The following is a 23,687-nucleotide window of genomic DNA, read 5'->3' as shown; positions in this document are numbered from 1 at the left end:
TCCTTGCAGTGTTGAAGCTCGTCTGGGAGGGAACCCGGACGGCGTCTCGCGCGGCGGGCGCCGCTTACGGGGCTGGACGTCCGGGAAGAAATCTGAGCGGACCGCGCTGTCCGACCGCTCTCCAGGATAGGTGTCGACCGGGACGCGCAGGCTCTCGGGCTCTTGCCGCGGGACGACGCACTGCCATACTTACGTCGCTGTATGTTACGGAACCGTAGGAAACGTGCGTGGTTTCCGCGGTGGGTTTCCGCAGCCCGGCACCGGCCACAACCCTCGACCCCCCAAGGACGCGCATGACCACGAGCTCCGATGTGATCCCAGACGCTCCGAAGGCCCCCGACGACGAGTCCGCGGACTCCGCCACGCTGGGCGGTGAGCAGAAGCGGTCGATCGAGCAGATCACCCTGCTGCTGTTCATCGCCGTCCCCTTCCTCGCGCTGGTGGCGGCGGTGCCGCTGGCATGGGGGTGGGGGGTGAGCTGGCTGGACCTGGGCCTGCTGGTCTTCTTCTACTACCTGGGCTGCCACGGCATCACGATCGGTTTCCACCGTCACTTCACCCACGGCTCCTTCAAGGCGAAGCGGCCGTTGAAGATCGCGCTGGCGATCGCGGGCTCGATGGCGGTGGAGGGCCCGCTGGTCCGCTGGGTCGCGGACCACCGCAAGCACCACAAGTTCTCCGACGCCGAGGGCGACCCGCACTCGCCGTGGCGGTACGGCGAGACGGTCCCGGCCCTGATCAAGGGCCTGTGGTGGGCGCACATCGCGTGGATGTTCGACGAGGAGCAGACCCCGCAGGACAAGTACGCGCCGGATCTGATCAAGGACCCGGCGCTGCGGGCGATCTCCCGCCAGTTCGTGCTGTGGACGGTGGTGTCGCTGGCCCTGCCGGCGGTGATCGGCGGGCTGGTCACGATGTCGTGGTGGGGTGCGTTCACCGGGTTCTTCTGGGGGTCACTCGTCCGGGTGGCGTTGCTGCATCACGTCACGTGGTCGATCAACTCGATCTGCCACGCGGTCGGCAAGCGCCCGTTCAAGTCCCGGGACCGGTCGGGCAACGTGTGGTGGCTGGCGGTCCTGTCCTGCGGTGAGTCCTGGCACAACCTGCACCACGCCGACCCGACGTCGGCGCGGCACGGTGTGATGCGCGGCCAGCTCGACTCGAGCGCCCGCCTGATCCGCTGGTTCGAGCGGCTGGGCTGGGCGTACGACGTGCGGTGGCCGTCACGCTCCCGTATCGATTCGCGCCGCAACACGGACCATGGCGGCTCCCGCCGCCGGAAGGAAACCGTCGAGGCGGCATGATGGTCGCCGTGGCGACCGACTCCAGCACTCCCAGCAATGACAAGCCGCGGCGTGCGCGCCGCACCCGGATGACCGGTGCCGAGCGTCGCCAGCAGCTGCTGGAGATCGGTCGCACCCTCTTCGCCGCGAAGGGCTTCGAGGGCACGTCGGTGGAGGAGATCGCGGCGAAGGCCGGGGTGTCCAAGCCCGTGGTGTACGAGCACTTCGGCGGCAAGGAGGGCCTGTACGCGGTGGTGGTGGACCGCGAGATGCGGCGGCTGCTGGACATGGTGACCAGCTCCCTGACCGCCGGCCACCCGCGTGAGCTGTGCGAGCAGGCGGCGTTCGCGCTCCTGGACTACATCGAGGAGTACACGGACGGCTTCCGCATCCTGGTGCGCGACTCCCCCATCCCGCAGTCGACGGGCACCTTCGCCTCGCTGATCTCCGACATCGCCACCCAGGTGGAGGACATCCTGGGCCGCGAGTTCAAGAGCCGCGGTTTCGACGCCAAGCTGGCCCCGCTGTACGCGCAGGCGCTGGTCGGGATGGTGGCGCTGACCGGCCAGTGGTGGCTGGACGTGCGCCGTCCGAAGAAGGCCGAGGTGGCGGCGCACCTGGTGAACCTGGCGTGGCACGGCCTGGACGGCCTGGAGCCGAGGCCGCGGCTGATCGGTCACCGCAAGAGCTGAACTCACCGCACACAAGATTAATGTCGTGTCATCCTTCCTCGTGACCCACCTGGGCCGTATCCCCTGAGTCACCCCTCCTTCCGGGCGACGGCGAAGACGCGGCGGAAGGGGAACGGGGTGCCGTGCGGGCCCGGCGGGTAGGCCTCGCGCAGGGCCGTGCGGTACTCCTCGGTGAACGCGTCCCGGGCCTCCGGGTCGTCGTCGAGCGCGGTGAGGACGGGGCGCAGTCCGGTGCCCCTGACCCAGTCGAGGACGGGGTCGTCCCCGGTCAGCAGGTGCAGGTACGTCGTCTCCCAGACGTCCGCCGTGCAGCCGAGGGCGGTCAGCCGCTCCAGGTAGGCCTCGGGGGTGTGGACGGCGTCGCCGTGCCGCAGGGTGCCGGCGAGGCGGTCCCGCCAGCGCGGGGAGCCGGCGATGTCGCGCATCAGCCGGTGGCTGGGGGCGTCGAAGTTGCCGGGGACCTGGAAGGCGAAGGTGCCGCCGGGGCGCAGGGCGGCGATCCAGTCGGCGAAGCGCTCGGCGTGGCCGGGGACCCACTGGAGGGTGGCGTTGCTGATGATCAGGTCGTGCGGTCCGGCCGGGGTCCAGGTGCGGGCGTCGGCGCGGGCGAAGTCGAGGCGGCCGCCGCCCGGGGTGGGACCGGCGTGTTCGCCGGCCCGCGCGAGCATCTCGGCGGAGTCGTCGTAGCCGGTGATGCGGGCGGTGGGCCAGCGGTCCGCGAGCAGGGTGGTGACGTTGCCGGGGCCGCAGCCGAGGTCGGCGACGCGGGGTGGCGCGGTGGGGAGGCCGGGGACGCGCGCGAGGAGGTCGGCGAACGGCCGGGCACGGTGACCGGCGTGGCGCAGGTACTGGGCGGGGTCCCAGGCCGGGGTGGTGGCGGACATGGTGCCTCCGGGTGGCGGCCGGGCGGGTCGGGTACCCAGCGTCACCGGATATTTATCTCGATGTCAAGATGGTTGACCTCAAGAGACTTCACATCGACACAACCACTACACTGATCGTCATGGAGGACGAGGTCGATCGGCTGGTCGCAGCATGGCGCCGGGAGCGCCCGGACCTCGACGTGGAACCGCTCGAGGTGCTGAGCCGGGTGAGCAGGCTCGCCCGGCACCTGGACCGCGCGCGCCGGCTGGCCTTCTCGGAACACCAGCTGGAGCCGTGGGAGTTCGACGTCCTGACTGCGCTGCGCCGGGCGGGCACCCCGTACCAGCTCTCGCCGGGCCAACTGCTCACCCAGACCCTGGTCACCTCCGGCACGATGACCAACCGCATCGACCGCCTCGCCAAGAAGGGCCTGGTGGAACGCCTGCCCGACCCCAGCGACCGGCGCGGGGTGCTGGTCCGGCTCACGGACGAGGGCCGGGACCGCGCCGACCAGGCGCTCGCCGGGCTCCTGGAGCAGGAGCGCGCGATCCTGGGCGAGCTCTCCCGGGCCCAGCGCAGTGAACTGGCCGCGCTGCTACGCCAGTTGACCGCCCCGTTCGACAACATTCCCGGTTGAGGGCCTCCCGGGCGGACCGGACCGCAGACGCGGGGGCTGATACGCACATCCGCGTCGTCGATCAGGCGCTGTTGCTCTCCTCCGACCCGATCCGCCCGGGAGGCCCCAGGTCCACCGGGCCCACCCCGGCCCGGCGCGCCAGCGCGACGGCGGCGAGGGTGGAGTGGACGCCCAGCTTGCCCAGCACGTTCTGCATGTGGGTCCGCACCGTGTGCGGGGAGAGGTAGAGCCGCTCGGCGACGGCCTTGCGGCCGAGTCCCGCGACCATGCAGCGCAGCACCTCCCGCTCGCGCGGGGTCAGCGACTCCACCAGCCGTTCGCTCTCGGTGCGGTGCTTGCGTGCGGCGGTCAGCTCGCGCAGGACGCCGGTGAGCAGCGCGGGCGGCAGATGCGTCTCGTCGCGCAGCACCCCCCGGATCACGCTGAGCAGCCGCGACAGGGAGCAGTCCTTGGCCACCCACCCGCAGGCACCGGCCGCCAGCGCCAGGGCCGCGCGGCGGGGGTCGTCCTTCCCGGCGAGGACGACGATCCGCACGCCGGGCTGCGCCGACCGCACCCCGGCGACCAGCGAGATGCCGTCCACCAGCCCCTCCTCGTTGCCCTCCCGCACCGGCACGGCCGGCCGGGCGCCGGGCACCCGGCCCCCCAGGTCGGCGTCGACGAGCAGCACGTCGAACCGCCGCCCCTCGGCCGCGGCGCGCTCCAGGCAGCGCAGCGCGGCCGGACCGCTGCCGGCCGCGGAGACGTCGACGTCCGGCTCGGCGGCCAGGGCGGCGGCGAGCGACTCGGCGAAGATGCGGTGGTCGTCGACGACCAGGACTCGGATACGAACCACGGAACCCCCTTCCCCAGGCTCCCGCGGAGCAGGGGATACGTCGCATGAGGCGACACCTGCGCGGGCACGGAGCCCTAAGCCCCTGTGCCCGCCTTCGCGTTCGGTACCGGGGACGGGTCGCCGCGGCCGCACGACCGCCGCCGTGCGGTAACCGATACCCCCGTCCCGGGTCCCGTACCCGGCTGTCCCGCCCCCTGATCGGCACCGGCCCCCACCGGCGCTGTGCATCAGAGTACGGGCGGGCGCCGGGAGCGGAAGGCTATTTGCAGAACTGACAGGCCCGCGCGTTTATGGTGAGCCGCATGTTTCGTCTTGTGACAGAAGTAGACAAAGCACGGCGCGATCTGCTGCGCACCCGCCTGCGGGAGACGAACACGGCCGCCTCCCCGATCCTGCGTACGCTGCGCGGCACCCCTCACGAACGCGAATTCCCCCTGCACGTCTGGGTGCTGGACGCCGACGGCGGCCTCGCGGGCGGTCTCGTCGGGCACACCTGGGCGACCTGGCTCCACGTGACCTACCTGTGGGTGGACGACCGGTGCCGGGGGGCGGGGCTGGGCGCCGCACTGCTGGCCGAGGCGGAGCGCGCGGCCCGCGACGAACGCGGCTGCGCGGCGGCGCGCGTGGAGACCTGGGACTTCCAGGCGCCGGACTTCTACCGCGGGCGGGGCTACGAGGTGGTGTGCGTGATCCCCGACTATCCGCCGGGGATCACCGAGTACACCCTGGTCAAGCGGCTGGGCTGAGCCGCCGCGCGCCCGCCGCGGGCACCGCCTCGAACACCCGGGGGGTGGTGAAGCCGGCCGCGGCGAACGCCTCCTCGACCGCCTTGGTGACGCCGTCGACGTCCGCCGCCTCCACCAGCACGATGGCCGAGCCGCCGAAGCCGCCGCCGGTCATCCGCGCGCCCAGGGCACCGGCCTCCAGCGCGGTGTCGACGACCAGGTCCAGCTCCGGGCAGGAGATGCGGAAGTCGTCCCGCAGGGAGGCGTGGCCCTCGACGAGGACCGGGCCGATGGCGCGGGTGTCGCCGGACTCCAGCAGCGCCACCACCCGCTCCACTCGCTCGTCCTCCGTGACGACGTGCCGGACCAGGCGGCGGACCTCCTCGTCGTCGCCCAGCCGCTCGAGTGCCGCGTCCAGCTCCCCGTAGGGCACGTCCCGCAGCGCGTCGACGCCCAGCAGGGCGGCGCCCTTCTCGCAGCCGGCCCGGCGCTTGCCGTACTCGCCCTCGCTGTGGGAGTGCTTGACCTGCGTGTCGACGACCAGCAGGCGCATGCCCTCGGCGGCCAGGTCGAAGGGGATCTGGCGTTGGGAGAGGTCGCGGGTGTCCAGGAAAAGCGCGTGGCCGGCCTCGCAGCAGGCGGACGCCGTCTGGTCCATGATGCCGACCGGCGCGCCGACGTAGACGTTCTCGGCGCGCTGGCACAGGCGGGCGAGCTGCCAGCCGCGCAGGCCGAGGGAGTACAGGTCGTTCATGGCCAGGGCGACGACGACCTCCAGGGCCGCCGACGAGGACAGGCCCGCGCCCGACGGGACGGTCGAGGCCAGGTGGATGTCGGCGCCGGTGATCTCGTGCCCGGCCTCGCGCAGCGCCCACACGACGCCCGACGGGTACGCCGTCCAGGACCTGTCCGCCTCGGGGGTCAGGTCGGCGACGCGCAGCTCGACGGGGTCGGCGCCGATGTCCGCCGAGTGCAGGCGCAGGACGCCGTCGTCGCGCCGGGAGACCGCGGCGACCGCGGTGTGCGGCAGGGCGAACGGCATGACGAAGCCGTCGTTGTAGTCGGTGTGCTCGCCGATGAGGTTGACCCGGCCCGGCGCCGCCCACACCCCCTGCGGCCGCTCCCCGTACAGCTCGCGGAACCGCTCACCGACCGTCCGCGCGACAGCCTCGCTCATGTCCTGACCCCTCGCCCTTTCCGCACTTCTCCACGTACCGCAGGTCTACTTCGCGTGCCGCTGCGCGAACTCCCACGCGTCGGCGACGATCCCCGCGAGGTCCGCGCGGGACGGGTTCCAGCCCAGCTTCTCGCGGGCGGTGCCGGCCGACGCCACCAGGGTGGCCGGGTCGCCGCCCCGGCGCGGGGCCACCACCTCGGGGATCGGGTGGCCCGTCACCCGGCGGACGGTCTCTACGACCTCGCGGACCGAGAAGCCGTTGCCGTTGCCCAGGTTGCAGATGAGGTGCTCGCCGGGGACGGCCGCGTCCAGGGCGAGCAGGTGGGCCTCGGCCAGGTCGGCGACGTGGATGTAGTCGCGCACGCAGGTGCCGTCCGGCGTCGGGTAGTCGTCGCCGTAGACGGAGATCGCCTCGCGCCTGCCCTGCGCGACCTGGAGCACCAGCGGGATCAGGTGCGACTCGGGGTCGTGCCGCTCGCCGTATGCGCCGTACGCGCCGGCGACGTTGAAGTAGCGCAGCGAGACCGCGCCCAGCCCGTGGGCCGCCGCCTCGCCGGTGATCATGTGGTCGACGGCGAGCTTGGAGGCGCCGTACGGGTTGGTGGGCCTCGTCGGCGCGGACTCGACGATCGGCACCTCGTCGGGCTCGCCGTAGGTGGCGGCCGTGGAGGAGAAGACGAGCCGGCGCACGCCCGCCGTGCGCATGGCCTCCAGCAGCGCCATGGTGCCGCCGACGTTGTTGTCCCAGTACTTCTCGGGCTTCACGACCGACTCGCCGACCTGCGAGAACGCGGCGAAGTGCAGGACGCCGTCGTAGGAGGAGTCCAGCCATTTGGCGGCGTCGCGGATGTCGCCCTCGACGAACGCGGCGCCCGCCGGGACGCCCTCCCGGAAGCCGGTGGACAGGTTGTCGAGGACGGTGACCTCGTGCCCCGCCTCCAGCAGGTGCTGGGCGACCACGCTGCCGACATAGCCCGCGCCACCTGTCACCAGGTACTTCCCACTCATGAACTCGCTACCTCTCGCAGTCGCTCGGCCGCGCGCTCCGGGGGCACGTCGTTGATGAACACGTTCATGCCGGACTCGGAGCCCGCGAGGAACTTCAGCTTGCCGGACGTCCGGCGAATAGTGAAAAGCTCCAGGTGCAGCGCGAAGTCGTCCCGCGTCACGCCCTCGAAGTCCTCCAGCTGCCCGAACGGGGCCTGGTGCCAGGCCGCGATGTACGGCGTCGGAGCCTCACCCTCGCCGAAGATCCGGTCGAAGCGCCTCAACAGTTCCAGATAGACCTGGGGGAACTCTGTGCGCGCCGCCTCGTCCAGGCCGAGCAGGTCGGGCACGCGCCGCTTGGGGTAGAGGTGCACCTCGTACGGCCAGTGGGCCGCGTACGGCACGAAGGCGGCCCAGTGCTCGCTCTCCAGGACGACCCGCTCGCCCGCCAGTTCCTCCGCGACCACCGCGTCGAACAGGTTCTCCCCGCCGGTCGCCTCCTTGTGCGCGGCGAGCGAACGGAGCATCAGGGCGGTGCGGGGGGTGGTGAAGGGGTAGGCGTAGATCTGCCCGTGCGGGTGACCGAGCGTCACACCGATCTCGGCCCCGCGGTTCTCGAAGCAGAAGACCTGTTCGACGGAGGGCAGATGCGACAGCTCCGAGGTGCGGTCGGTCCAGGCGTCGAGGACGAGCCGGGCCTGCTCCTCGCTCAGGTCGGCGAACGAGGCGTTGTGGTCGGAGGTGAAGCAGACGACCTCGCAGCGGCCGGAGTCGCCGGCCAGCGAGGGGAAGCGGTTCTCGAAGACGACCACGTCGTACGACGAGTCGGGGATCTCGCTCAGCCGCTCGCCCGCGGACGGGCACAGGGGGCATTCGTCGGCGGGCGGGTGGTAGGTGCGGCCCTGGCGGTGCGAGGCGACGGCGACCGAGTCGCCGAGCAGCGGGTCGCGGCGGATCTCCGAGGTGGTGACGGTCCGCTCCAGCGGGCGGCGGTCCACGGCGTCCCGCACGGTGTCGTCGCGCAGGTCGTAGTGGATGAGCTCGCGACCGTCGGCCAGCCGGGTCGAGGTCTTCTTCACTGCCGCACTCCTCTACACCCACACTCAGTCATTCAACACAATCAAACATAACACTTCACAACCTACCAGCACCCCGATCATCACAATCAAACAAAGAACATCACCGGAAGTGTTCATTTACTGAACGCGGAGGCGTAGGTTCCGCTGCGGATCAGTTCGCGCAACGAAGCGAGTTCGTATGCATACCCCCACATATCTAGCCGCGGAGCTTCGACTCCCCACCAACTGGCTCGACTACACGATCCTCGGGATCTACTTCGTCGTCGTGCTCGGCATCGGGTTCGCCGCCCGCCGCTCGGTGCGGACCAGCCTGGACTTCTTCCTGTCCGGCCGGTCGCTGGCCGCCTGGATCACCGGCCTCGCCTTCATCTCGGCCAACCTCGGCGCCACCGAGATCCTGGGCATGGCCGCCAACAGCGCGCAGTACGGCGTCTACACGACGCACTGGTACTGGATCGGCGCCATCCCGGCGATGGTCTTCCTCGGCCTGGTGATGATGCCGTTCTACTACGGCTCGAAGGTCCGCTCGGTCCCCGAGTTCCTGCTGCTGCGCTTCGACAAGGCGGCACACCTGCTGAGTTCGATCCTGTTCGCCTTTGCGGCCATCCTGATCGCCGGAGTGAACCTCTACGCCCTCGCGATCGTCGTCGAGGCGCTGCTCGGCTGGCCGGAGTGGGTGGCCATCGTGGTCGCCGGCTTCTTCGTCCTGGCGTACATCACCCTCGGCGGACTCTCCTCGGCCATCTACAACGAGGTCCTCCAGTTCTTCGTGATCATGGCGGCGCTCATCCCGATCACCATCCTGGGCCTGAAGAAGGTCGGCGGCTGGGACGGCCTGTCCGACTCCCTCACGCAGTCCCACGGCGCCGACTTCATGACCTCGTGGGGCGGCACGGGCATCGGCAGCGCGAACCCGCTGGGCGCCAACTGGCTGACCATCGTCCTCGGCCTCGGCTTCGTGCTCTCCTTCGGCTACTGGACGACGAACTTCGCCGAGGTGCAGCGCGCCCTGTCGGCGAAGAACCTCTCGGCGGCCCAGCGCACGCCGCTGATCGCCGCGTTCCCGAAGATCTTCATCGTCTTCCTGGTGATGATCCCCGGCCTGGTCGCCGCGGTGCTCGTGCCGAAGATCGGCACGCCGGGCTCGGACCTCCAGTACAACGACGCGATCCCGTACCTGATGCAGCAGTTGCTGCCCAACGGCGTCCTCGGCATCGCCGTGACCGGCCTCCTGGCGGCCTTCATGGCGGGCATGGCGGCGAACGTGTCCTCGTTCAACACGGTGTTCACCACCGACATCTGGGCGAAGTACGTCGTGAAGGACCGCGACGACGCGTACTACGTGCGCTTCGGCCGGCTGATCACGGTGATCGGCGTGCTGGCGTCGATCGGGACGGCGTTCCTCGCGTCGTCGTTCTCGAACATCATGAGCTACCTCCAGACGCTGTTCTCCTTCTTCAACGTCCCGATGTTCGTGGTCTTCATCATCGGCATGTTCTGGAAGCGGGCGTCGATGAAGTCCGGCTTCTGGGGGCTGATCGCGGGCACCACCGCCGCGATGGTCAACTACTTCGTCATCTACAAGCAGGGCATCATCGACATCCCCTCCGACCAGGGCGCCAACTTCGTCTCGGCGATCGCGGGCTTCGTCGCCGGAGCGGTCGTCATGGTCGCCGTGTCCCTGTTCACCAGGCCCAAGCCGGTCGCCGAGCTCCAGGGCCTGGTCTACGGGACCCGCTCCCCGGGCATGTCCGAGCCGCCCGCCGAGGGCGACGACGCGTGGTACCGCAAGCCGGCCCTGCTGGGCTGGGGCGCGGTCGTGCTGGCCGCCGCCTGCTACATCCCGTTCTCGTTCTGACCGCGGGAGGATTGAGAGAGCATGTCCGATTCCTACTCCGACAAGAACGTCCAGGACGAGGTCTCCGAGCTGGAGGGCAAGTCCGCCACCGCAGCGCGGCTGTTCGACATCCGGCGGATCATCGGCGGGCTGTTCGTGGTCTACGGCGTCATCGTGACCATCGCGGGCTTCGCGGCGTCCGACGACGACATCGACAAGGCGCAGGGGGTGAACATCAACTTGTGGACCGGGCTGGGGATGCTGGTGCTGGGGCTCTTCTTCCTGGCCTGGCTGAAGCTCCGCCCCACGACTCCACCGGCCTCGGCCGAGGAGCCTCCGCAGGAGTGACGGCCGACCCCTGACGCCGGTCACCGTGCCGGCGTCACCGGTTGCCCGGCGTGGGTGCCGGGGGTGGATCGTGCGGCCCGGCGCCGGCGGGTGCCTCCCAGGCCGTTCAGGCACTGGGGGAGGCACGACTGCCCGCAGCGAGGCGAGCCGAGGGGCCGCCCGGCGCGGCGTTCAGCCGCCCGCGGCGCCCGCGCGGTCCAGCAGGCCCGTGCGGGCGGCCAGGGCGGCGGCCTCCAGGCGGGAGCCCACGCCCAGTTTCATCAGCACCCGCTGCACATGCGTACGCGCCGTGGACGGTGCGATGCCCATGCCGGCCGCGATCAGCCGCGTGTCCTCGCCGTCGGCGACCCGGACCAGGACCTCGACCTCCCGCGGCGTGAGCATCGACAGCAGCCGCTGCCCCTCGTCGTCCGGCTGCGCCGCCGGGTTCAGCAGCTCCCCGAACGCCCCCTGGAGCAGCGCCGGCGCCACCGCCGCCTCGCCCGCCCGCGCCTTCATGATCGCCCGCTCGACCCCCTCGATGCGCTCGTCGTGCCGGACGTACCCCGACGCCCCCGCCGCGAACGCCGCCGCGATCCCGCGCGGACTCGGCACCGGCCCCAGCACCAGCACCGCCACCTGCGGCCGCTCCCGCTTGATCCGGACCACCGGGTCGAAGATCCCCGGCTCGGCCGGTGTCGCCGTGCCCAGCAGACACACCTCCGGCGCCCGGCTGATCACCAGCTCCGCCGCCCCCGCGGCGGGCGCCGTCGCGGCGAGCACCCGGTGCCCCCGCAGCTTCAGCGCCGAGGCCAGCGCCTCGGCGAGCAATCGGTGGTCGTCGACCACCATGAGCCGCACTCCCATAGAGCAACCCCCCAGTTCCCCCCCGGTACTGCCCCCGGAAGCTACACGCAAGAGCGACGTCGCGCTGCCCCTACCGGCAAGAACCGCCCCACGACGCCGAAACCCCGCACCACGACACCGCGCGAAGGCCCCGCCCCCGGGAACGGGGACGGGGCCATGGCGCGCGGGACGCGGCGCGGGGACGGACCGGCTCAGCCGGCGGTGGCGAACCCGATGGCCAGGTACTCCTTCTCGTCCGCGCTGGTCACCTCACTGGCGTACACCTGCGACATGTACAGGTGCCCCTGGGAGTACAGGTACTCGGAGTACTCCGGCAGCATGCTGGTCTCCACGTCCCGCACCGCCTCGGTCGCCGGGTTCTCCAGCAGCGTGGTCGGCTTGAACGACCCGCCGTCGATGCTGACGATCTGGCCGCCCTTGTCGTACGGCGGGCGCTTGTAGGCGATCACGTTGCCGCCGTCCATGCGCAGCGGGGTGATCGTGTAGCCGTCGCCGGCGTCGGCGCGCTGCCCGGTCTGCTTGCCGGTGGCCAGGTCGAGGGCGACGATCTCGTTGGTCTGGGAGTAGCTCTCGCCGCCGCCCTCGTGCTCTTCGGTCGGGATGTAGATGCGGTCGTTGCCGACCACGAGCCCGGAGCACTGCTCGATCTTGCTGATGGTGTCGCAGCGGGCGGCGTACTGCTCGCCCGGCGCCGAGATGCGGGTGCGCAGCTTGCCGGTCTTGTTGTCGATGGAGAAGAAGTCCGAGATGCCGCTGCCGTCACCGGCGGAGTCACCGACGTCGGCGGCCACGACCAGGGGGTTGGTCGAGACGATGCCCGCGTACTCGATGCCCTTGGCCATCTTGTACTCCGAGAGCACCTTGCCGGTCTTCGGGTCGAGGGTCTGGATGTTGAGCTGCCGTGCGTCGTACGAGCCGCACTTGCGGACCGCGACCAGCTTCTCGCCACCGCCGTAGCCCGCGTCGTAGCAGGAGTCGGTCGTCTTCGGGGACCACAGGACGTCGCCGCTGGCGAGGTCCCAGGCGACGCCGCCGCTGGTGCTGCCGGCGGCGACGGTGCCGCCGCTGATCGTGACGTTGTCGAAGGAGATCGGCTGGTCACCGGACTTGGCGGACTTCGTCCACACGGTCTTTCCGGTGCCCAGGTCGATCAGCGCGACCTGGCTGCAGCCGTGCGAGGGCTCGGCCTTGGTCGGCATGGCGGGCTCGTGGACGACGACCGCCTTGTTGTCCGCGGTGAGGTGCCTGCTGGTGGTGCAGACCGGGCCCGCCAGCGGGATGGTCCACAGCTTGCTGCCCTTGTCGGGGTCGTAGCCGACGATCTGGGCGATGCCGCTCTTGGCGTACACCGAGTCGGTGAGCCAGGAGCCGGCGACGACGACGCTGCTGTCGTCCTTGCTGACCGCGGGGGCCGGGACCTGGAAGAGGACCTTGGCGGCCGGGTCCGCGGGCACCTTCTCCTTGCCGCCGGAGGAGGTGCCGCCGGAGCCGCCCTTGCCGTTCGTGCCGCCCTTGCCGCTGGTGCCGCCGCTGGAGCCCGCCGTGTTGTTCTTGTCGTCGTCCTTGCCGGAGGAGCTCGCGTACCAGACCCCGCCGCCGATGATGAGGGCGATGGCGACGGCGGCGGCCACGATGATGGCCATCGACGCGCTGATCCTCCGCCCGCCGCCCGGGCCGCCGGTCTGGGCCTGCATGGGCACGGTCGCCTGGGGATAGCCGTAGCCCGGCTGACCGGGCTGCCCCGGCTGCCCGTACGGCGGCGTCGGCTGCGCGTAGGGTCCGGGCGGCGTCGGCTGCCCGTAGGGCCCGGGCTGCTGCGGCTGCCCGTACGGGCCGGGTCCGCCGGGGTAGCCGTATCCGGGCTGGGGCGTCTGCGGGGGCTGCGGATACCCGTACCCCGGCTGCGGTCCGCCCGCCGGCGGGGCCGGCGGTGCGACGGGCGGCTGCGGGGACGCCGGAGGCGTCCCCGGGGCCTGGGGGTAGCCGTACCCGGGCTGGGGGGCCTTGCCGAGGTCCGGTCCGCCGCCCGACGGCGGGGTGGGGGGCTGGGACGGCTGCGACGGCTGGTCCTGCGGCGGTCCGAAGCCCCCTCCCTGCGGGGGCTGGTTCGGCGGCGGGGGCGGCGGCTGGGTCATGGCGTGAGTACCTCGGTGAGCGGGGACGACGGGACCGGCCGGGCCGGCCGGACGGATCCGGCGCGGCGGCGGACGGGGCGGGCGGCTGGGGCGGAGAAGGTCACTTGCCGTAGGCGAGCATCAACTTCTCCTTCGCGTCGTCGTTCCCGGTCAGGCGGGTGCTGGAGATGTAGAAGCGCCCGTCGGCCCAGTCGATGTCGCGCGAGTAGAAGCTGCCCTCGATGTCCGCGGTGCCCTCCGGGTTCTGCAGCAGCTTGGCCGGCGTGTGGGCGGCGCCGCCCGTCGGGATCGACACGACCTGGCCGCCCGCGTCGTACGACGGCTCCACGTAGGCCACGAGGGCGCCGCCCTCGGCCTTCACCGGCAGCATCGACTCGTCCGCGGGGGACTTGGTGCGCCACTTCTCCTTGCCGTCGGCGAGGCCGATCGCGACGATCTCGTTGGCACCGGTGGTCGCCTTGGTCGGCAGGTAGAGGGTGTTGTCGGCGACGACGACACCCGTGCAGCCCTGGAGGTCGCGCTCGAGGATGGCCCAGCCGCACTCGGGGGCGAAGTCCTCGTCGACACCGACCTGCGCCTGGACCCGGCCGGCGGAGGTGAAGCTGGAGATGTTCCAGACCTTCTTGTCCTCGTTGGTGGCGTAGACGACGAGCGGGTCGACGGAGTAGGTCCGGGCGACCTGCCAGCCCTTCTCGTACTTGTAGGTCCACAGGACCTTGCCGGTCCTCGGGTCGAGGCCCTGCATCTCGTCGTGCGCGTTGTCGCCGCCGGCGCCGCAGGAGGCGACCTGGACGAGCTTCGTCGCGCTGCCGGCGAAACCGGCGGGGAAGCAGGCGTCGCCGTACCGCTTCTTGTCGTACAGCTTCTTGCCGCTGGTCACGTCGTAGGCGGTGCCGGACTGGGAGCGGCCGACCATCAGGGTGCTGCCGCTGACGTTGAGTTCGAGGGAGAGCGTCGAGTCGAACAGCTCGCCGTCCGCGACCTCTTCCTTCCAGCCCTGCTTGCCGGTGGCGAGGTCGATCTGCTGGAGCTGGTTGCACTCGGCGCGGTCGCTGGAACCGCTCATGTAGGCGACGACGATGGTGTTCTGCGCCGTCGCCTCCGGGGTGACCGCGCAGATCTTCTGCGGGAAGGTGATGGGGTCCCAGGTGGGCTTGCCGTCACCGACGTCGTAGGCGAAGACCTGCTTGTACGCGGCCTTCACCGCGGTCTTGTCGGTGATCCACATGCCGTCGGCGTCGGCGCCGGAACCGGGGGCGTCGGGCGCCTCCTTGTACCAGAGCACCTTCGACTCGCCAGCCTTGCGGCCCTCGTTGAGGTCCTGGGTGTCCTCGGCGCCGTCGCCGCTGCCGTCGCCCGGGTCGACCGGGGCGCCGCCGGAGGCCGAGGGCTTGGGGTCGTCGCTCTTCCCGGCGACCGGCTTCTTGTCCGGGCCGTCGTCCCCGGTGCCGGTGACCGCCCACACGGTGCCGCCGATGACGAGCAGGGCCGCGACCGCGGCGCCGATCGCGAGGGCGGGCTTGCCCTTGAAGGGGTTGCGGGATCCGGAGCCGCCGGGCGGCGGGGTGCCGGGGCCGCCGGGGAACTGCGGCTGCGGGTAGCCGTAGCCGGGCTGCTGGCCGTACGGCCCCGGCTGCTGCGGCTGGGCGTACGGGCCGGAGTTGTACGGGCCGGGCTGCGCGTACGGGCCGGGCTGCTGGGGGTATCCGTACCCCGGCTGCGGCGGGCCCTGCGGAGGCTGGGGCATCTGGGGCGGGCCCTGCGGGGGCTGCGGCGCCCCGAAGCCACCGCCCGGCGGCGGGTCCTGCGGTGCTCCGAAGCCACCCGGCTGCGGCGGCTGGTTGGGCGGCTGGCTCATCAGCGCGTTCCCCCTTATTGCTCACTGATTTCTCGCCACGTCCCGAGGTACGCGCTGGCCCCGGGAGCGTCGTCGGGCGATTGGTCAGACAGTCTTCAGACGGCTCTTTCTATCACCCGGTGCCGACAGCACACCGGGCCGCGTCCGCCCCTGTTCCCAAGGGAGGACCGGCCCGTGATGCCTCTGTTACGCGCCTTCACGCCCTCTTCACGCCTCGCGCGCCCCCGGCCCCGAGTGTCAGGCGTCCTCCGCCAATTCCAGCCAGCGCAGCTCCAGCTCGTCGCGCTGTCCGGCGAGGGTGCGCAGTTCGGCGTCCAGTTCGGCCACCTTCGCGAAGTCCGTGGCGTTCTCGGCGATCCGGGCGTGCAGCTTGGTCTCCTTCTCGGAGACCTTGTCGAGCTGCCGCTCGATCTTCTGGAGCTCCTTCTTCGCGGCGCGCACGTCGGCGGCGCTCTTCTCGGGCACCTCCGCGGCCGGTTTCGCCGCCGGGGCGGGCGAGTTGGCCGCCGCGGCCTCCTCCATGCGCCGGCGCCGCTCCAGGTACTCGTCGATGCCGCGCGGCAGCATGCGCAGCGCGCCGTCGCCGAGCAGGGCGAAGACCCGGTCGGTGGTGCGCTCGACGAAGAACCGGTCGTGGGAGATGACGATCATCGAGCCGGGCCAGCCGTCGAGGACGTCCTCCAGCTGGGTCAGGGTCTCGATGTCGAGGTCGTTGGTGGGCTCGTCGAGGAAGAGGACGTTGGGCTCGTCCATGAGCAGGCGCAGCAGCTGGAGCCGCCGCCGCTCACCGCCGGACAGGTCGCCGACCGGCGTCCACTGCTTCTCCTTGCCGAAGCCGAACGTCTCGCAGAGCTGGCCCGCGGTCATCTCACGGCCCTTGCCGAGGTCGACGCGCTCGCGGACCCGCTGCACGGCCTCCAGCACCCGCCAGGTGGGGTCGAGTTCGGCGACCTCCTGGGACAGGTAGGCCAGCTTGACGGTCCTGCCGACGCGCACCTGCCCACCCGCCGGCTGCCGTTCGCCCTCGCTGCGGGCGGCCTCGGCGAGGGCGCGCAGCAGGGAGGTCTTGCCGGCGCCGTTGACGCCGACCAGGCCGATGCGGTCGCCGGGGCCGAGCTGCCAGGTGACGTGCTTGAGCAGCACCTTGGGGCCGGCCTGGACGGTCACGTCCTCCAGGTCGAACACGGTCTTGCCGAGCCGGGACGAGGCGAACTTCATCAGCTCGCTGCTGTCGCGGGGCGGCGGGACGTCGGCGATCAGCTCGTTGGCGGCCTCGACGCGGAAGCGGGGCTTGGAGGTGCGGGCGGGGGCGCCGCGCCGGAGCCAGGCCAGCTCCTTGCGGACGAGGTTCTGCCGCTTGGTCTCCTCGGTGGCCGCGATGCGCTCGCGCTCGGCGCGGGCGAAGACGTAGTCGGAGTAGCCGCCCTCGTACTCGAACACGTCGCCGCGCTGGACGTCCCACATGCGGGTGCAGACCTGGTCGAGGAACCAGCGGTCGTGGGTGACGCAGACGAGCGCGGAGCGGCGTTCGCGCAGGTGCGCGGCGAGCCAGGCGATGCCCTCGACGTCGAGGTGGTTGGTGGGCTCGTCGAGGACGATCAGGTCCTGCTCGTCGATCAGCAGCTTGGCGAGCGCGATCCGGCGCCGCTCGCCGCCGGAGAGCGGCCCGATGACGGTGTCCAGCCCCTGCGGGAACCCGGGCAGGTCCAGCCCGCCGAAGAGGCCGGTCAGCACGTCGCGGACCTTGGCGTTGCCCGCCCACTCGTGGTCGGCCATGTCGCCGATGACCTCGTGGCGGACGGTCGCCTCCGGGTCGAGGGAGTCGTGCTGGGTGAGCACGCCCAGCCGCAGCCCGCCGGAGTGGGTGACCCGGCCGGTGTCGGGCTCCTCCAGCTTGGCGAGCATCCGGATCATGGTCGTCTTGCCGTCGCCGTTGCGGCCGACGACACCGATGCGGTCCCCTTCGGACACGCCGAGGGACACGCCGTCGAGAAGTGCACGGGTGCCGTACACCTTGCTGACGTTCTCGACATTGACCAGGTTGACGGCCATTTCTCTCCTGCCTGGGGGACGATCGACCCTCCAGGGTAGTCCCGGCCGCGGGTGCCCGGGGTCCGCCGTCGGATCGGGCCGGCCGAGGGGGACGGTGCGCCCCGGGTCGGCGTGGTCCGAAGGGCGGGGCCCAGGTCCTGTCGTCGAACTCCCGTCGTTCGCCCGAAGGGCGGGCCTGGCGGCGTCAGGGCCTAGGAGCCGAGGACCGTCGCCCCCGCCGCGGGACCCGACGCCGTGCGCACGTCGCGGCAGGTGCCGGACGCCCGGAGCACCCCGGCGATGTCGGACGCGGACCCGGCGTCCGTGGCGAGGAAGGCCGTGGTCGGGCCCGAGCCCGAGACCAGGGCCGCCAGCGCACCCGCCGCGCGCCCCGCCGCGAGGGTGTCGGACAGCTCGGGGAAGAGGGACAGGGCCGCGGGCTGGAGGTCGTTGGTGACGGCGACGGCGAGCGCGGCGGGGTCGCCCTTGGCGAGGGCCTCGAGGACCGGCTGCGCGGCGGCCGGCTCGGGGATGTCCCGGCCCTCTCCCAGGCGGTCGAACTCGCGGAAGACGGCCGGCGTGGACAGGCCCCGCGCGGCCAGGGCGAAGACCCAGTGGAAGTCGCCGCCGGTCTCCAGTGCCGTCAGCCGCTCCCCGCGCCCGGTGCCGAGTGCCGCCCCGCCGACCAGGCTGAACGGGACGTCGCTGCCGAGCTCGGCGCAGATCTCCAGCAGCTCGGAGCGGGAGGCGCCGGTGCCCCACAGGGCGTCGCAGGCGACCAGGGCGCCGGCGCAGTCCGCGCTGCCGCCCGCCATGCCGCCGGCCACGGGGATGTCCTTGGCGATGTGCAGGTGCACGTCGGGTTCGCGGCCGTACCGCTCGGCGAGGGCGAGGGCGGCGCGCGCCGCGAGGTTGGTGCGGTCGAGCGGGACCTGGTCGGCGTCCGGGCCCTCGCAGGTGACGCGCAGGGCGCCGGCCGGGGTCGCGGTGACCTCGTCGTACAGGGAGACCGCGAGGAAGACGTTGGCCAGGTCGTGGTAGCCGTCGGCGCGGGCGGCGCCGACCGCGAGCTGGACGTTGACCTTGGCGGGGACGCGGACCGTCACGCTCACTTGCTCGTCACTCCTTGTGTTCGGCGATACGCGCGAACTCTTCCACGGTCAGCGCCTCTCCGCGCGCCTGCGGCGACACGCCCGCGGCGACGAGGGCGGCCTCGGCGGCGGCGGCCGACCCGGCCCAGCCGGACAGGGCGGCCCGCAGGGTCTTGCGGCGCTGGGCGAAGGCGGCGTCGACGACGGCGAACACCTCGCGCCGGGACGCGGTGGTCTTCAGCGGCTCGGTCCGCCGGACGAGTGACACCAGTCCGCTGTCGACGTTCGGCGCGGGCCAGAAGACGTTGCGGCCGATGGCGCCGGCCCGCTTCACCTCGGCGTACCAGTTGGCCTTCACGGACGGCACGCCGTACACCTTCGAGCCGGGTCCGGCGGCGAGCCGGTCGGCGACCTCGGACTGGACCATGACGAGGGTGCGCTCGATGCTCGGGAAGGTCTCGAGCATGTGGAGGAGGACGGGCACGGCCACGTTGTAGGGCAGGTTGGCGACCAGCGCGGTCGGGGCGGGGCCCGGCAGCTCGGTCACCTGCATGGCGTCGGAGTGGACGAGCGCGAACCGGTCGGCTCGCCCGGGCATCCGGGCGGCGACGGTGGCGGGCAGGGCGGCGGCGAGGACGTCGTCGATCTCGACGGCGGTGACCCGGTCGGCCGCCTCGAGGAGGGCCAGGGTGAGCGAGCCGAGACCCGGTCCCACCTCGACCACCACGTCGTCGGGGCGTACCTCGGCGGTGCGGACGATACGGCGGACCGTGTTCGCGTCGATGACGAAGTTCTGGCCGCGCTGCTTGGTGGGGCGCACGCCGAGGGCGGCCGCGAGTTCACGGACGTCGGCGGGGCCCAGGAGGGCGTCGGGGGTGGGGCTGCTCACCCGGCAAGGGTAGCCGGGGGCGCTCCCCGGCCGTCCGGGGCGGCCGGGCAGCGCCGCTCAGTAGCCGAAGGCGCGGGCCGTGTTCGCCGCGAGGGCCTTGGCCAGGGCGTCCTCGTCGATGCCGCGCACGGCGGCCATCGCCCGCACCGTGACCGGCACCAGGTAGGGGGCGTTGGGACGGCCCCGGTAGGGGGCAGGCGTCAGGAACGGCGCGTCGGTCTCCACCAGGACCAGCTCCAGCGGGGCGACCGCGAGGGCCTCGCGCAGGTTCTGCGCGTTCTTGAAGGTGACGTTGCCGGCGAAGGACATGTAGTACCCGGCCTCGGCGCAGATCCCGGCCATCTCCGCGTCGCCGGAGTAGCAGTGGAAGACGGTGCGCTCGGGGGCGCCCTCCTCCTCGAGGACGCGCAGGACGTCGGCGTGGGCGTCGCGGTCGTGGATGACCAGGGCCTTGCCGTGCCGCTTGGCGATCTCGATGTGGGCGCGGAAGGACCTCTCCTGGGCCTCCTTGCCCTCGGGCCCGGTGCGGAAGTAGTCCAGGCCCGTCTCGCCGACCCCCTTGACCTGCGGCAGCGCGGCCAGCCGGTCGATCTCCGCGAGGGCCTCGTCCAGTGCCGCGTCCCCGCCGGGCTGCCGCGCGCCCTGCCGGGACCAGCCGTCGGGATCGCCGTGGACGATGCGCGGGGCCTCGTTGGGGTGCAGGGCGACGGTGGCGTGGACGGCCTCGTGCTCCGCCGCCGTCTCGGCCGCCCAGCGGGAGCCGGCGAGGTCGCAGCCGACCTGGACGACCGTGGTGACCCCCACCGACGCCGCCTTCGCGAGGCCCTCCGCCACCGTGCCCGACTGCATGTCGAGGTGGGTGTGCGAGTCGGCGACCGGTATCCGCAGCGGTTCGGGGAGCGGCGGGGCGTCGTTCTTGTCGGTCCGGTCCGAGGCGTTCGAAGGCATGCCCCGATCCTACGGAAGGAGCGTGCCCGTACGGATCGCCCGAGGGCCCGGGGCGGTCAGCCGGCCCTGCGCTGGAGGTGGAGGGCCCGCAGCAGGTCGGACAGGTGCCAGTGCCGGTGCCCGGGCGAGAGCCCCGGCGCCCCCGGTCCCGGCTGCTCGGGCACCCGGGGGACCTGCAGCGGCCCGGCCGGCGGCACCCGGTGCACGCCGGCCGCGGCGCCGCGCACCGAGGCGACACGCCCCGGCCGCATGATCCGTACGACGTGGTTGTCGCAGACGGCGCACGTGGGCCGGCTCAGCGGGGAGGGCACCGGGCGGCCGTCCGCCCGGTAGAGCACGAACTCGTGGCCGTCGGCGTCCCGGTGGTGCTCTATCTCGAACGACTGCTCCCAGCCGTGCCCGCAGCGCATGCACGCGAAGGAGTACGACTCGTGGACGACGGCGGTGACCCCGGCCCGCAGGCCGGTCCGCCGGGTGATGTCACTCATGCCAGCTCCTGCTGTCCGCTGGACGCCGGGGACGGGTACGTCCCCCTTCGTCCAGTGGACGCCTCGTCCGACCGGAATGCATCAACCCTGTCGAGTATTGGAGCCTTTTTGGGCGTTCCTTGCCCGTTCGCCCCCGGCGGGCGGGCCGGGGCTTTGCCTTGCGGGCAGGCTGTTTGCCCGGCCATGGGGCGCAGGCGCGCCCGGGCGGCACTCCCCCGCGCGGGCGCCCTCGCGTCCCGCCGTCACGCGCCGGCGTGCTTGGCCGCCACCACCGCGTCGAAGACCTCCCGCTTGGGCACGCCCGCCTCGGCGGCCACCGCGGCGATCGCCTCCTTGCGCCGCTCGCCGGCCTCCTCCCGCACCCGCACGCGGCGCACCAGTTCCTCGGCGCCGACCTCCTCGGGCCCGGCGTCCGGCGCCCCCTCGACCACGACGGTGATCTCGCCGCGCACCCCTTCGGCGGCCCACGCCGCGAGCTCGCCGAGGCCGCCGCGCCTGACCTCCTCGTACGTCTTGGTCAGCTCCCGGCAGACGGCGGCCCGCCGGTCGGCGCCGAACACCTCGGCCATCGCGGCGAGGGTGTCGTCGAGGCGGTGCGGGGCCTCGAAGTAGACGAGGGTCCGGCGCTCCCCGGCGACCTCGCGCAGCCGGCCGAGCCGTTCGCCGGCCTTGCGCGGCAGGAAGCCCTCGAAGCAGAACCGGTCGACCGGAAGCCCGGACAGCGCGAGCGCGGTGAGCACGGCGGACGGGCCGGGCACGGCGGTCACCCTGACGTCCCGCTCGACGGCCGCGGCGACCAGCCGGTAGCCCGGGTCGGACACCGACGGCATGCCGGCGTCGGTCACCAGCAGCACGCGCGCGCCGCCCACCAGTTCCTCGACCAGTTCGGGCGTACGGGCGGACTCGTTGCCCTCGAAGTACGACACGACCCGCCCCCTGGGCGTCACCCCGAGCGCCTGGGTGAGCCGGCGCAGCCGCCGGGTGTCCTCGGCGGCGACGAGGTCGGCGCCCGCGAGTTCCTCGGCGAGCCGGGGCGGGGCGTCCTGGACGTCGCCGATGGGGGTGCCCGCCAGTACAAGGGTTCCAGTCACGTCCCCCATCCTCCCAGGGGTGCGCGGACGGGGACGCATCCGGACCCGTGAGGGCCGTGCGCGGGACGCGCACAGAACGGTTCCCTACGATGGCGCGGTGACCAGTACCGCGTCCTCCACGGACCTCCGGCAGGACCAGGCCCCGCCCGGCGAGGGGCCCACCTGGCAGCAGCGGCTGCGCCGCTTCGGCCACACGGCGGGGCAGCCCGCGGGCGACGTCCGCGACCGGCTGGTGCCGCCGTACACGCGGCCCGGCCCGCGGCTGTGGGTCTTCCTCGGCCTGTCGAAGGCGGCGGCCGACCGGATCGGGCGCTGGTCCGGCTGGGGCGGTCCGCTGCTGGTCGCGCTGCTGGCGGGCGTGCTGCGGTTCTGGAACCTGGGCAGCCCGAAGGCGGTGATATTCGACGAGACGTACTACGCCAAGGACGCCTGGGCGCTGATCCACCGCGGTTTCGAGGTCAACTGGGACAAGAACGCCAACGACCTGATCCTGAACTCGGGCGGGCACGTCCCGATCCCGACGGACGCGGCGTACGTCGTCCATCCGCCGGTCGGCAAGTACATGATCGGGCTGGGCGAGCTGCTGTTCGGGTTCGACCCGTTCGGCTGGCGGTTCATGACGGCGCTGCTCGGCACGCTGTCGGTGCTGATGCTGTGCCGTATCGGGCGCCGGCTGTTCCGCTCCACGTTCCTCGGGTGCCTGGCGGGCGCGCTGATGGCGGTGGACGGGCTGCACTTCGTGATGAGCCGCACGGCACTGCTGGACAGCGTGCTGATGTTCTTCGTGCTGGCCGCGTTCGGGTGCCTGGTCGTGGACCGCGACCGGGCCCGCGGCAGACTCGCCGCCGCGCTGCCGGTGGACTCCGACGGCCGGGTCCGCCCGGACGCGCACGTCGCCGGGTCGCTGCGGCTCGGGTGGCGGCCCTGGCGGCTGGCGGCCGGGGTGATGCTGGGCCTGGCCGCGGCCACCAAGTGGAACGGCCTGTACATCATGGCGGCGTTCTGCGTGATGGCCGTGCTGTGGGACGTCGGCTCCCGCCGGGTCGCGGGCGCCGACCGGCCGTACCTGGCGGTGCTCAAGCACGACCTGGGCTGGGCGTTCCTGTCGACCGTGCCGGTCGCCGTCGTCACCTACATCGCTACGTGGACCGGCTGGATCCTCTCCCCCGCCGACGGCTCCGGCGGCTACTACCGCGACTGGGCGACGGCCGGCGGGCGGACCAGCTCCTGGTCGTGGCTCTTCCCGGACTGGTGGCGCAGCCTGTGGCACTACGAGACGCAGGTGTACGAGTTCCACACCCACCTGACGTCTCCGCACACGTACCAGTCCAACCCGTGGAGCTGGCTCGTCCTGGGCCGCCCGGTCTCCTACTTCTACGAGTCGCCGGGGCCCGGCACGGACGGCTGCCCGGCCGACGCGGGCGAGAAGTGCGCCCGCGAGGTGCTGGCGATCGGCACGCCGCTGCTGTGGTGGATCGGCTGCTTCGCCCTGCTGTACGTCCTGTGGCGCTGGGCCTTCCGCCGCGACTGGCGCGCGGGTGCCATCGCCTGCGGGCTGGCGGCCGGCTACCTGCCCTGGTTCCTGTACCAGGAGCGCACGATCTTCCTCTTCTACGCCGTCGTCTTCCTGCCCTTCCTGTGCCTGGCGGTCGCGATGCTGCTGGGGGCGATCGTGGGCCGGCCGGGCTGCGGGGACACCCGGCGCGTGGCGGGGGCGACGGGCGCGGGCGTGCTGGTGCTGCTGATCGCCTGGAACTTCATCTACTTCTGGCCCCTCTACACCGGCACGGCGATCCCGATGGAGGAGTGGCGGTCGCGGATGTGGCTGGACACCTGGGTCTGACCC

Annotated in this window: 21 protein-coding genes; 7 read left to right on the top strand and 14 right to left on the bottom strand. The window is 72.3% G+C overall.

The window, feature by feature from the left end:
• Nucleotides 1-293: 293 nt before the first annotated feature.
• Both ACFWJB_RS23495 and ACFWJB_RS23490 read left to right on the top strand, forming a co-directional pair.
• On the top strand, nucleotides 294-1,304 hold the full coding sequence (locus tag ACFWJB_RS23495; protein ID WP_386924561.1) for an acyl-CoA desaturase: 1,011 nt from the start codon (nucleotides 294-296) through the stop codon (nucleotides 1,302-1,304).
• Entirely contained in the window at nucleotides 1,301-1,975 is a 675-nt protein-coding gene (locus tag ACFWJB_RS23490) for a TetR family transcriptional regulator (RefSeq protein WP_385465680.1), read from the top strand. Before ACFWJB_RS23495 ends, ACFWJB_RS23490 begins: the two co-directional genes overlap by 4 nt.
• Before the next feature lie 68 nt (nucleotides 1,976-2,043).
• On the opposite strand, the gene ACFWJB_RS23485 is transcribed toward ACFWJB_RS23490, so the two are convergent.
• Nucleotides 2,044-2,859 carry a trans-aconitate 2-methyltransferase gene (locus tag ACFWJB_RS23485; RefSeq protein ID WP_385465677.1) on the bottom strand — a complete coding sequence of 272 codons (816 nt, stop codon included), beginning with the start codon at nucleotides 2,857-2,859 and terminating at the stop codon, nucleotides 2,044-2,046.
• Between the two features lie 119 nt (nucleotides 2,860-2,978).
• On the opposite strand from ACFWJB_RS23485, the gene tamR reads away from it, so the two are divergent.
• Nucleotides 2,979-3,476, top strand: coding sequence for a MarR family transcriptional regulator TamR (gene tamR / locus ACFWJB_RS23480; protein WP_385465674.1), 498 nt, complete (start codon nucleotides 2,979-2,981; stop codon nucleotides 3,474-3,476).
• A gap of 61 nt (nucleotides 3,477-3,537) precedes the next feature.
• Here the strand turns inward: tamR and ACFWJB_RS23475 are convergent, their stop codons facing one another.
• Nucleotides 3,538-4,311: a LuxR C-terminal-related transcriptional regulator gene (locus tag ACFWJB_RS23475; RefSeq protein WP_385465671.1), complete on the bottom strand. Its 774-nt coding sequence runs from the start codon at nucleotides 4,309-4,311 to the stop codon at nucleotides 3,538-3,540.
• Nucleotides 4,312-4,601: 290 nt separating this feature from the next.
• Here ACFWJB_RS23475 and ACFWJB_RS23470 point away from each other — a divergent pair, with 290 nt between their 5' ends.
• The gene (locus ACFWJB_RS23470; protein ID WP_385465668.1) at nucleotides 4,602-5,057 is read left to right on the top strand and encodes a GNAT family N-acetyltransferase; all 456 of its coding nucleotides are present in this window, start codon (nucleotides 4,602-4,604) and stop codon (nucleotides 5,055-5,057) included.
• On the opposite strand, the gene galK is transcribed toward ACFWJB_RS23470, so the two are convergent.
• Genes galK through galT form a run of 3 tightly spaced genes read right to left on the bottom strand, consistent with a single transcriptional unit; the run spans nucleotide 5,041 to nucleotide 8,279 of the window.
• On the bottom strand, nucleotides 5,041-6,213 hold the full coding sequence (gene galK / locus ACFWJB_RS23465; protein WP_386924555.1) for a galactokinase: 1,173 nt from the start codon (nucleotides 6,211-6,213) through the stop codon (nucleotides 5,041-5,043). The genes ACFWJB_RS23470 and galK overlap by 17 nt on opposite strands.
• A 45-nt stretch (nucleotides 6,214-6,258) precedes the next feature.
• Nucleotides 6,259-7,221, bottom strand: a complete 963-nt coding sequence (gene galE / locus ACFWJB_RS23460; RefSeq protein ID WP_385465662.1) for a UDP-glucose 4-epimerase GalE — start codon at nucleotides 7,219-7,221, stop codon at nucleotides 6,259-6,261.
• Nucleotides 7,218-8,279, bottom strand: a complete 1,062-nt coding sequence (gene galT, locus ACFWJB_RS23455) for a galactose-1-phosphate uridylyltransferase (protein WP_385465659.1) — start codon at nucleotides 8,277-8,279, stop codon at nucleotides 7,218-7,220. Before galT ends, galE begins: the two co-directional genes overlap by 4 nt.
• Nucleotides 8,280-8,457: 178 nt before the next feature.
• Between galT and ACFWJB_RS23450 the strand changes: the two genes are divergently transcribed.
• Nucleotides 8,458-10,137: a sodium:solute symporter family protein gene (locus ACFWJB_RS23450; RefSeq protein ID WP_386924553.1), complete on the top strand. Its 1,680-nt coding sequence runs from the start codon at nucleotides 8,458-8,460 to the stop codon at nucleotides 10,135-10,137.
• 21 nt (nucleotides 10,138-10,158) lie between these two features.
• The gene (locus tag ACFWJB_RS23445) at nucleotides 10,159-10,464 is read left to right on the top strand and encodes a hypothetical protein (RefSeq protein WP_385465653.1); all 306 of its coding nucleotides are present in this window, start codon (nucleotides 10,159-10,161) and stop codon (nucleotides 10,462-10,464) included.
• A 171-nt stretch (nucleotides 10,465-10,635) separates the two neighbouring features.
• Here ACFWJB_RS23445 and ACFWJB_RS23440 read toward each other — a convergent pair whose 3' ends face one another.
• From ACFWJB_RS23440 to rsmI, 9 genes are all read right to left on the bottom strand, one after another.
• Nucleotides 10,636-11,310 carry a LuxR C-terminal-related transcriptional regulator gene (locus ACFWJB_RS23440; RefSeq protein ID WP_386924550.1) on the bottom strand — a complete coding sequence of 225 codons (675 nt, stop codon included), beginning with the start codon at nucleotides 11,308-11,310 and terminating at the stop codon, nucleotides 10,636-10,638.
• A 191-nt stretch (nucleotides 11,311-11,501) separates the two neighbouring features.
• The gene (locus ACFWJB_RS23435) at nucleotides 11,502-13,445 is read right to left on the bottom strand and encodes a PQQ-binding-like beta-propeller repeat protein (RefSeq protein ID WP_386924548.1); all 1,944 of its coding nucleotides are present in this window, start codon (nucleotides 13,443-13,445) and stop codon (nucleotides 11,502-11,504) included.
• Between the two features lie 100 nt (nucleotides 13,446-13,545).
• Complete coding sequence (locus ACFWJB_RS23430; protein ID WP_385465644.1) at nucleotides 13,546-15,303, bottom strand: PQQ-binding-like beta-propeller repeat protein; 1,758 nt, start codon at nucleotides 15,301-15,303, stop codon at nucleotides 13,546-13,548.
• 237 nt (nucleotides 15,304-15,540) lie between these two features.
• Complete coding sequence (locus ACFWJB_RS23425; protein WP_385465641.1) at nucleotides 15,541-17,355, bottom strand: ABC-F family ATP-binding cassette domain-containing protein; 1,815 nt, start codon at nucleotides 17,353-17,355, stop codon at nucleotides 15,541-15,543.
• A 191-nt stretch (nucleotides 17,356-17,546) separates the two neighbouring features.
• Nucleotides 17,547-18,446, bottom strand: a complete 900-nt coding sequence (locus tag ACFWJB_RS23420; RefSeq protein WP_385465638.1) for a 4-(cytidine 5'-diphospho)-2-C-methyl-D-erythritol kinase — start codon at nucleotides 18,444-18,446, stop codon at nucleotides 17,547-17,549.
• Between the two features lie 7 nt (nucleotides 18,447-18,453).
• Entirely contained in the window at nucleotides 18,454-19,314 is an 861-nt protein-coding gene (gene rsmA / locus ACFWJB_RS23415) for a 16S rRNA (adenine(1518)-N(6)/adenine(1519)-N(6))-dimethyltransferase RsmA (protein ID WP_385465635.1), read from the bottom strand.
• A gap of 57 nt (nucleotides 19,315-19,371) precedes the next feature.
• Nucleotides 19,372-20,262 carry a TatD family hydrolase gene (locus ACFWJB_RS23410; protein WP_386924545.1) on the bottom strand — a complete coding sequence of 297 codons (891 nt, stop codon included), beginning with the start codon at nucleotides 20,260-20,262 and terminating at the stop codon, nucleotides 19,372-19,374.
• Nucleotides 20,263-20,318: 56 nt separating this feature from the next.
• Nucleotides 20,319-20,750, bottom strand: coding sequence for a hypothetical protein (locus ACFWJB_RS23405; protein ID WP_385465630.1), 432 nt, complete (start codon nucleotides 20,748-20,750; stop codon nucleotides 20,319-20,321).
• Between the two features lie 242 nt (nucleotides 20,751-20,992).
• The gene (gene rsmI, locus ACFWJB_RS23400) at nucleotides 20,993-21,841 is read right to left on the bottom strand and encodes a 16S rRNA (cytidine(1402)-2'-O)-methyltransferase (RefSeq protein WP_386924543.1); all 849 of its coding nucleotides are present in this window, start codon (nucleotides 21,839-21,841) and stop codon (nucleotides 20,993-20,995) included.
• Nucleotides 21,842-21,938: 97 nt separating this feature from the next.
• On the opposite strand from rsmI, the gene ACFWJB_RS23395 reads away from it, so the two are divergent.
• Nucleotides 21,939-23,684 (top strand): dolichyl-phosphate-mannose--protein mannosyltransferase, encoded by a 1,746-nt coding sequence (locus ACFWJB_RS23395; RefSeq protein WP_386924541.1) that lies wholly within the window; start codon nucleotides 21,939-21,941, stop codon nucleotides 23,682-23,684.
• Nucleotides 23,685-23,687: the final 3 nt, after the last annotated feature.

The organism is Streptomyces sp. NPDC127100 (assembly GCF_042724095.1).
GTDB lineage: Bacteria > Actinomycetota > Actinomycetes > Streptomycetales > Streptomycetaceae > Streptomyces.
The sequence above is the reverse complement of the archived record's forward strand: the minus strand, read 5'-3'. Positions and strand labels throughout refer to the sequence as shown.

Coding starts and splice junctions, on each gene's coding strand:
- ACFWJB_RS23445 (WP_385465653.1), top strand. CDS start 10,159: ATGTCCGATTCCTACTCCGACAAGAACGTCCAGGACGAGGTCTCCGAG.
- ACFWJB_RS23425 (WP_385465641.1), bottom strand. CDS start 17,355: ATGGCCGTCAACCTGGTCAATGTCGAGAACGTCAGCAAGGTGTACGGC.
- ACFWJB_RS23450 (WP_386924553.1), top strand. CDS start 8,458: ATGCATACCCCCACATATCTAGCCGCGGAGCTTCGACTCCCCACCAAC.
- ACFWJB_RS23485 (WP_385465677.1), bottom strand. CDS start 2,859: ATGTCCGCCACCACCCCGGCCTGGGACCCCGCCCAGTACCTGCGCCAC.
- ACFWJB_RS23405 (WP_385465630.1), bottom strand. CDS start 20,750: ATGAGTGACATCACCCGGCGGACCGGCCTGCGGGCCGGGGTCACCGCC.
- ACFWJB_RS23435 (WP_386924548.1), bottom strand. CDS start 13,445: ATGACCCAGCCGCCGCCCCCGCCGCCGAACCAGCCCCCGCAGGGAGGG.
- tamR (WP_385465674.1), top strand. CDS start 2,979: ATGGAGGACGAGGTCGATCGGCTGGTCGCAGCATGGCGCCGGGAGCGC.
- galE (WP_385465662.1), bottom strand. CDS start 7,221: ATGAGTGGGAAGTACCTGGTGACAGGTGGCGCGGGCTATGTCGGCAGC.
- ACFWJB_RS23410 (WP_386924545.1), bottom strand. CDS start 20,262: ATGCCTTCGAACGCCTCGGACCGGACCGACAAGAACGACGCCCCGCCG.
- ACFWJB_RS23495 (WP_386924561.1), top strand. CDS start 294: ATGACCACGAGCTCCGATGTGATCCCAGACGCTCCGAAGGCCCCCGAC.
- ACFWJB_RS23470 (WP_385465668.1), top strand. CDS start 4,602: ATGGTGAGCCGCATGTTTCGTCTTGTGACAGAAGTAGACAAAGCACGG.
- galK (WP_386924555.1), bottom strand. CDS start 6,213: ATGAGCGAGGCTGTCGCGCGGACGGTCGGTGAGCGGTTCCGCGAGCTG.
- ACFWJB_RS23440 (WP_386924550.1), bottom strand. CDS start 11,310: ATGGGAGTGCGGCTCATGGTGGTCGACGACCACCGATTGCTCGCCGAG.
- ACFWJB_RS23430 (WP_385465644.1), bottom strand. CDS start 15,303: ATGAGCCAGCCGCCCAACCAGCCGCCGCAGCCGGGTGGCTTCGGAGCA.
- ACFWJB_RS23490 (WP_385465680.1), top strand. CDS start 1,301: ATGATGGTCGCCGTGGCGACCGACTCCAGCACTCCCAGCAATGACAAG.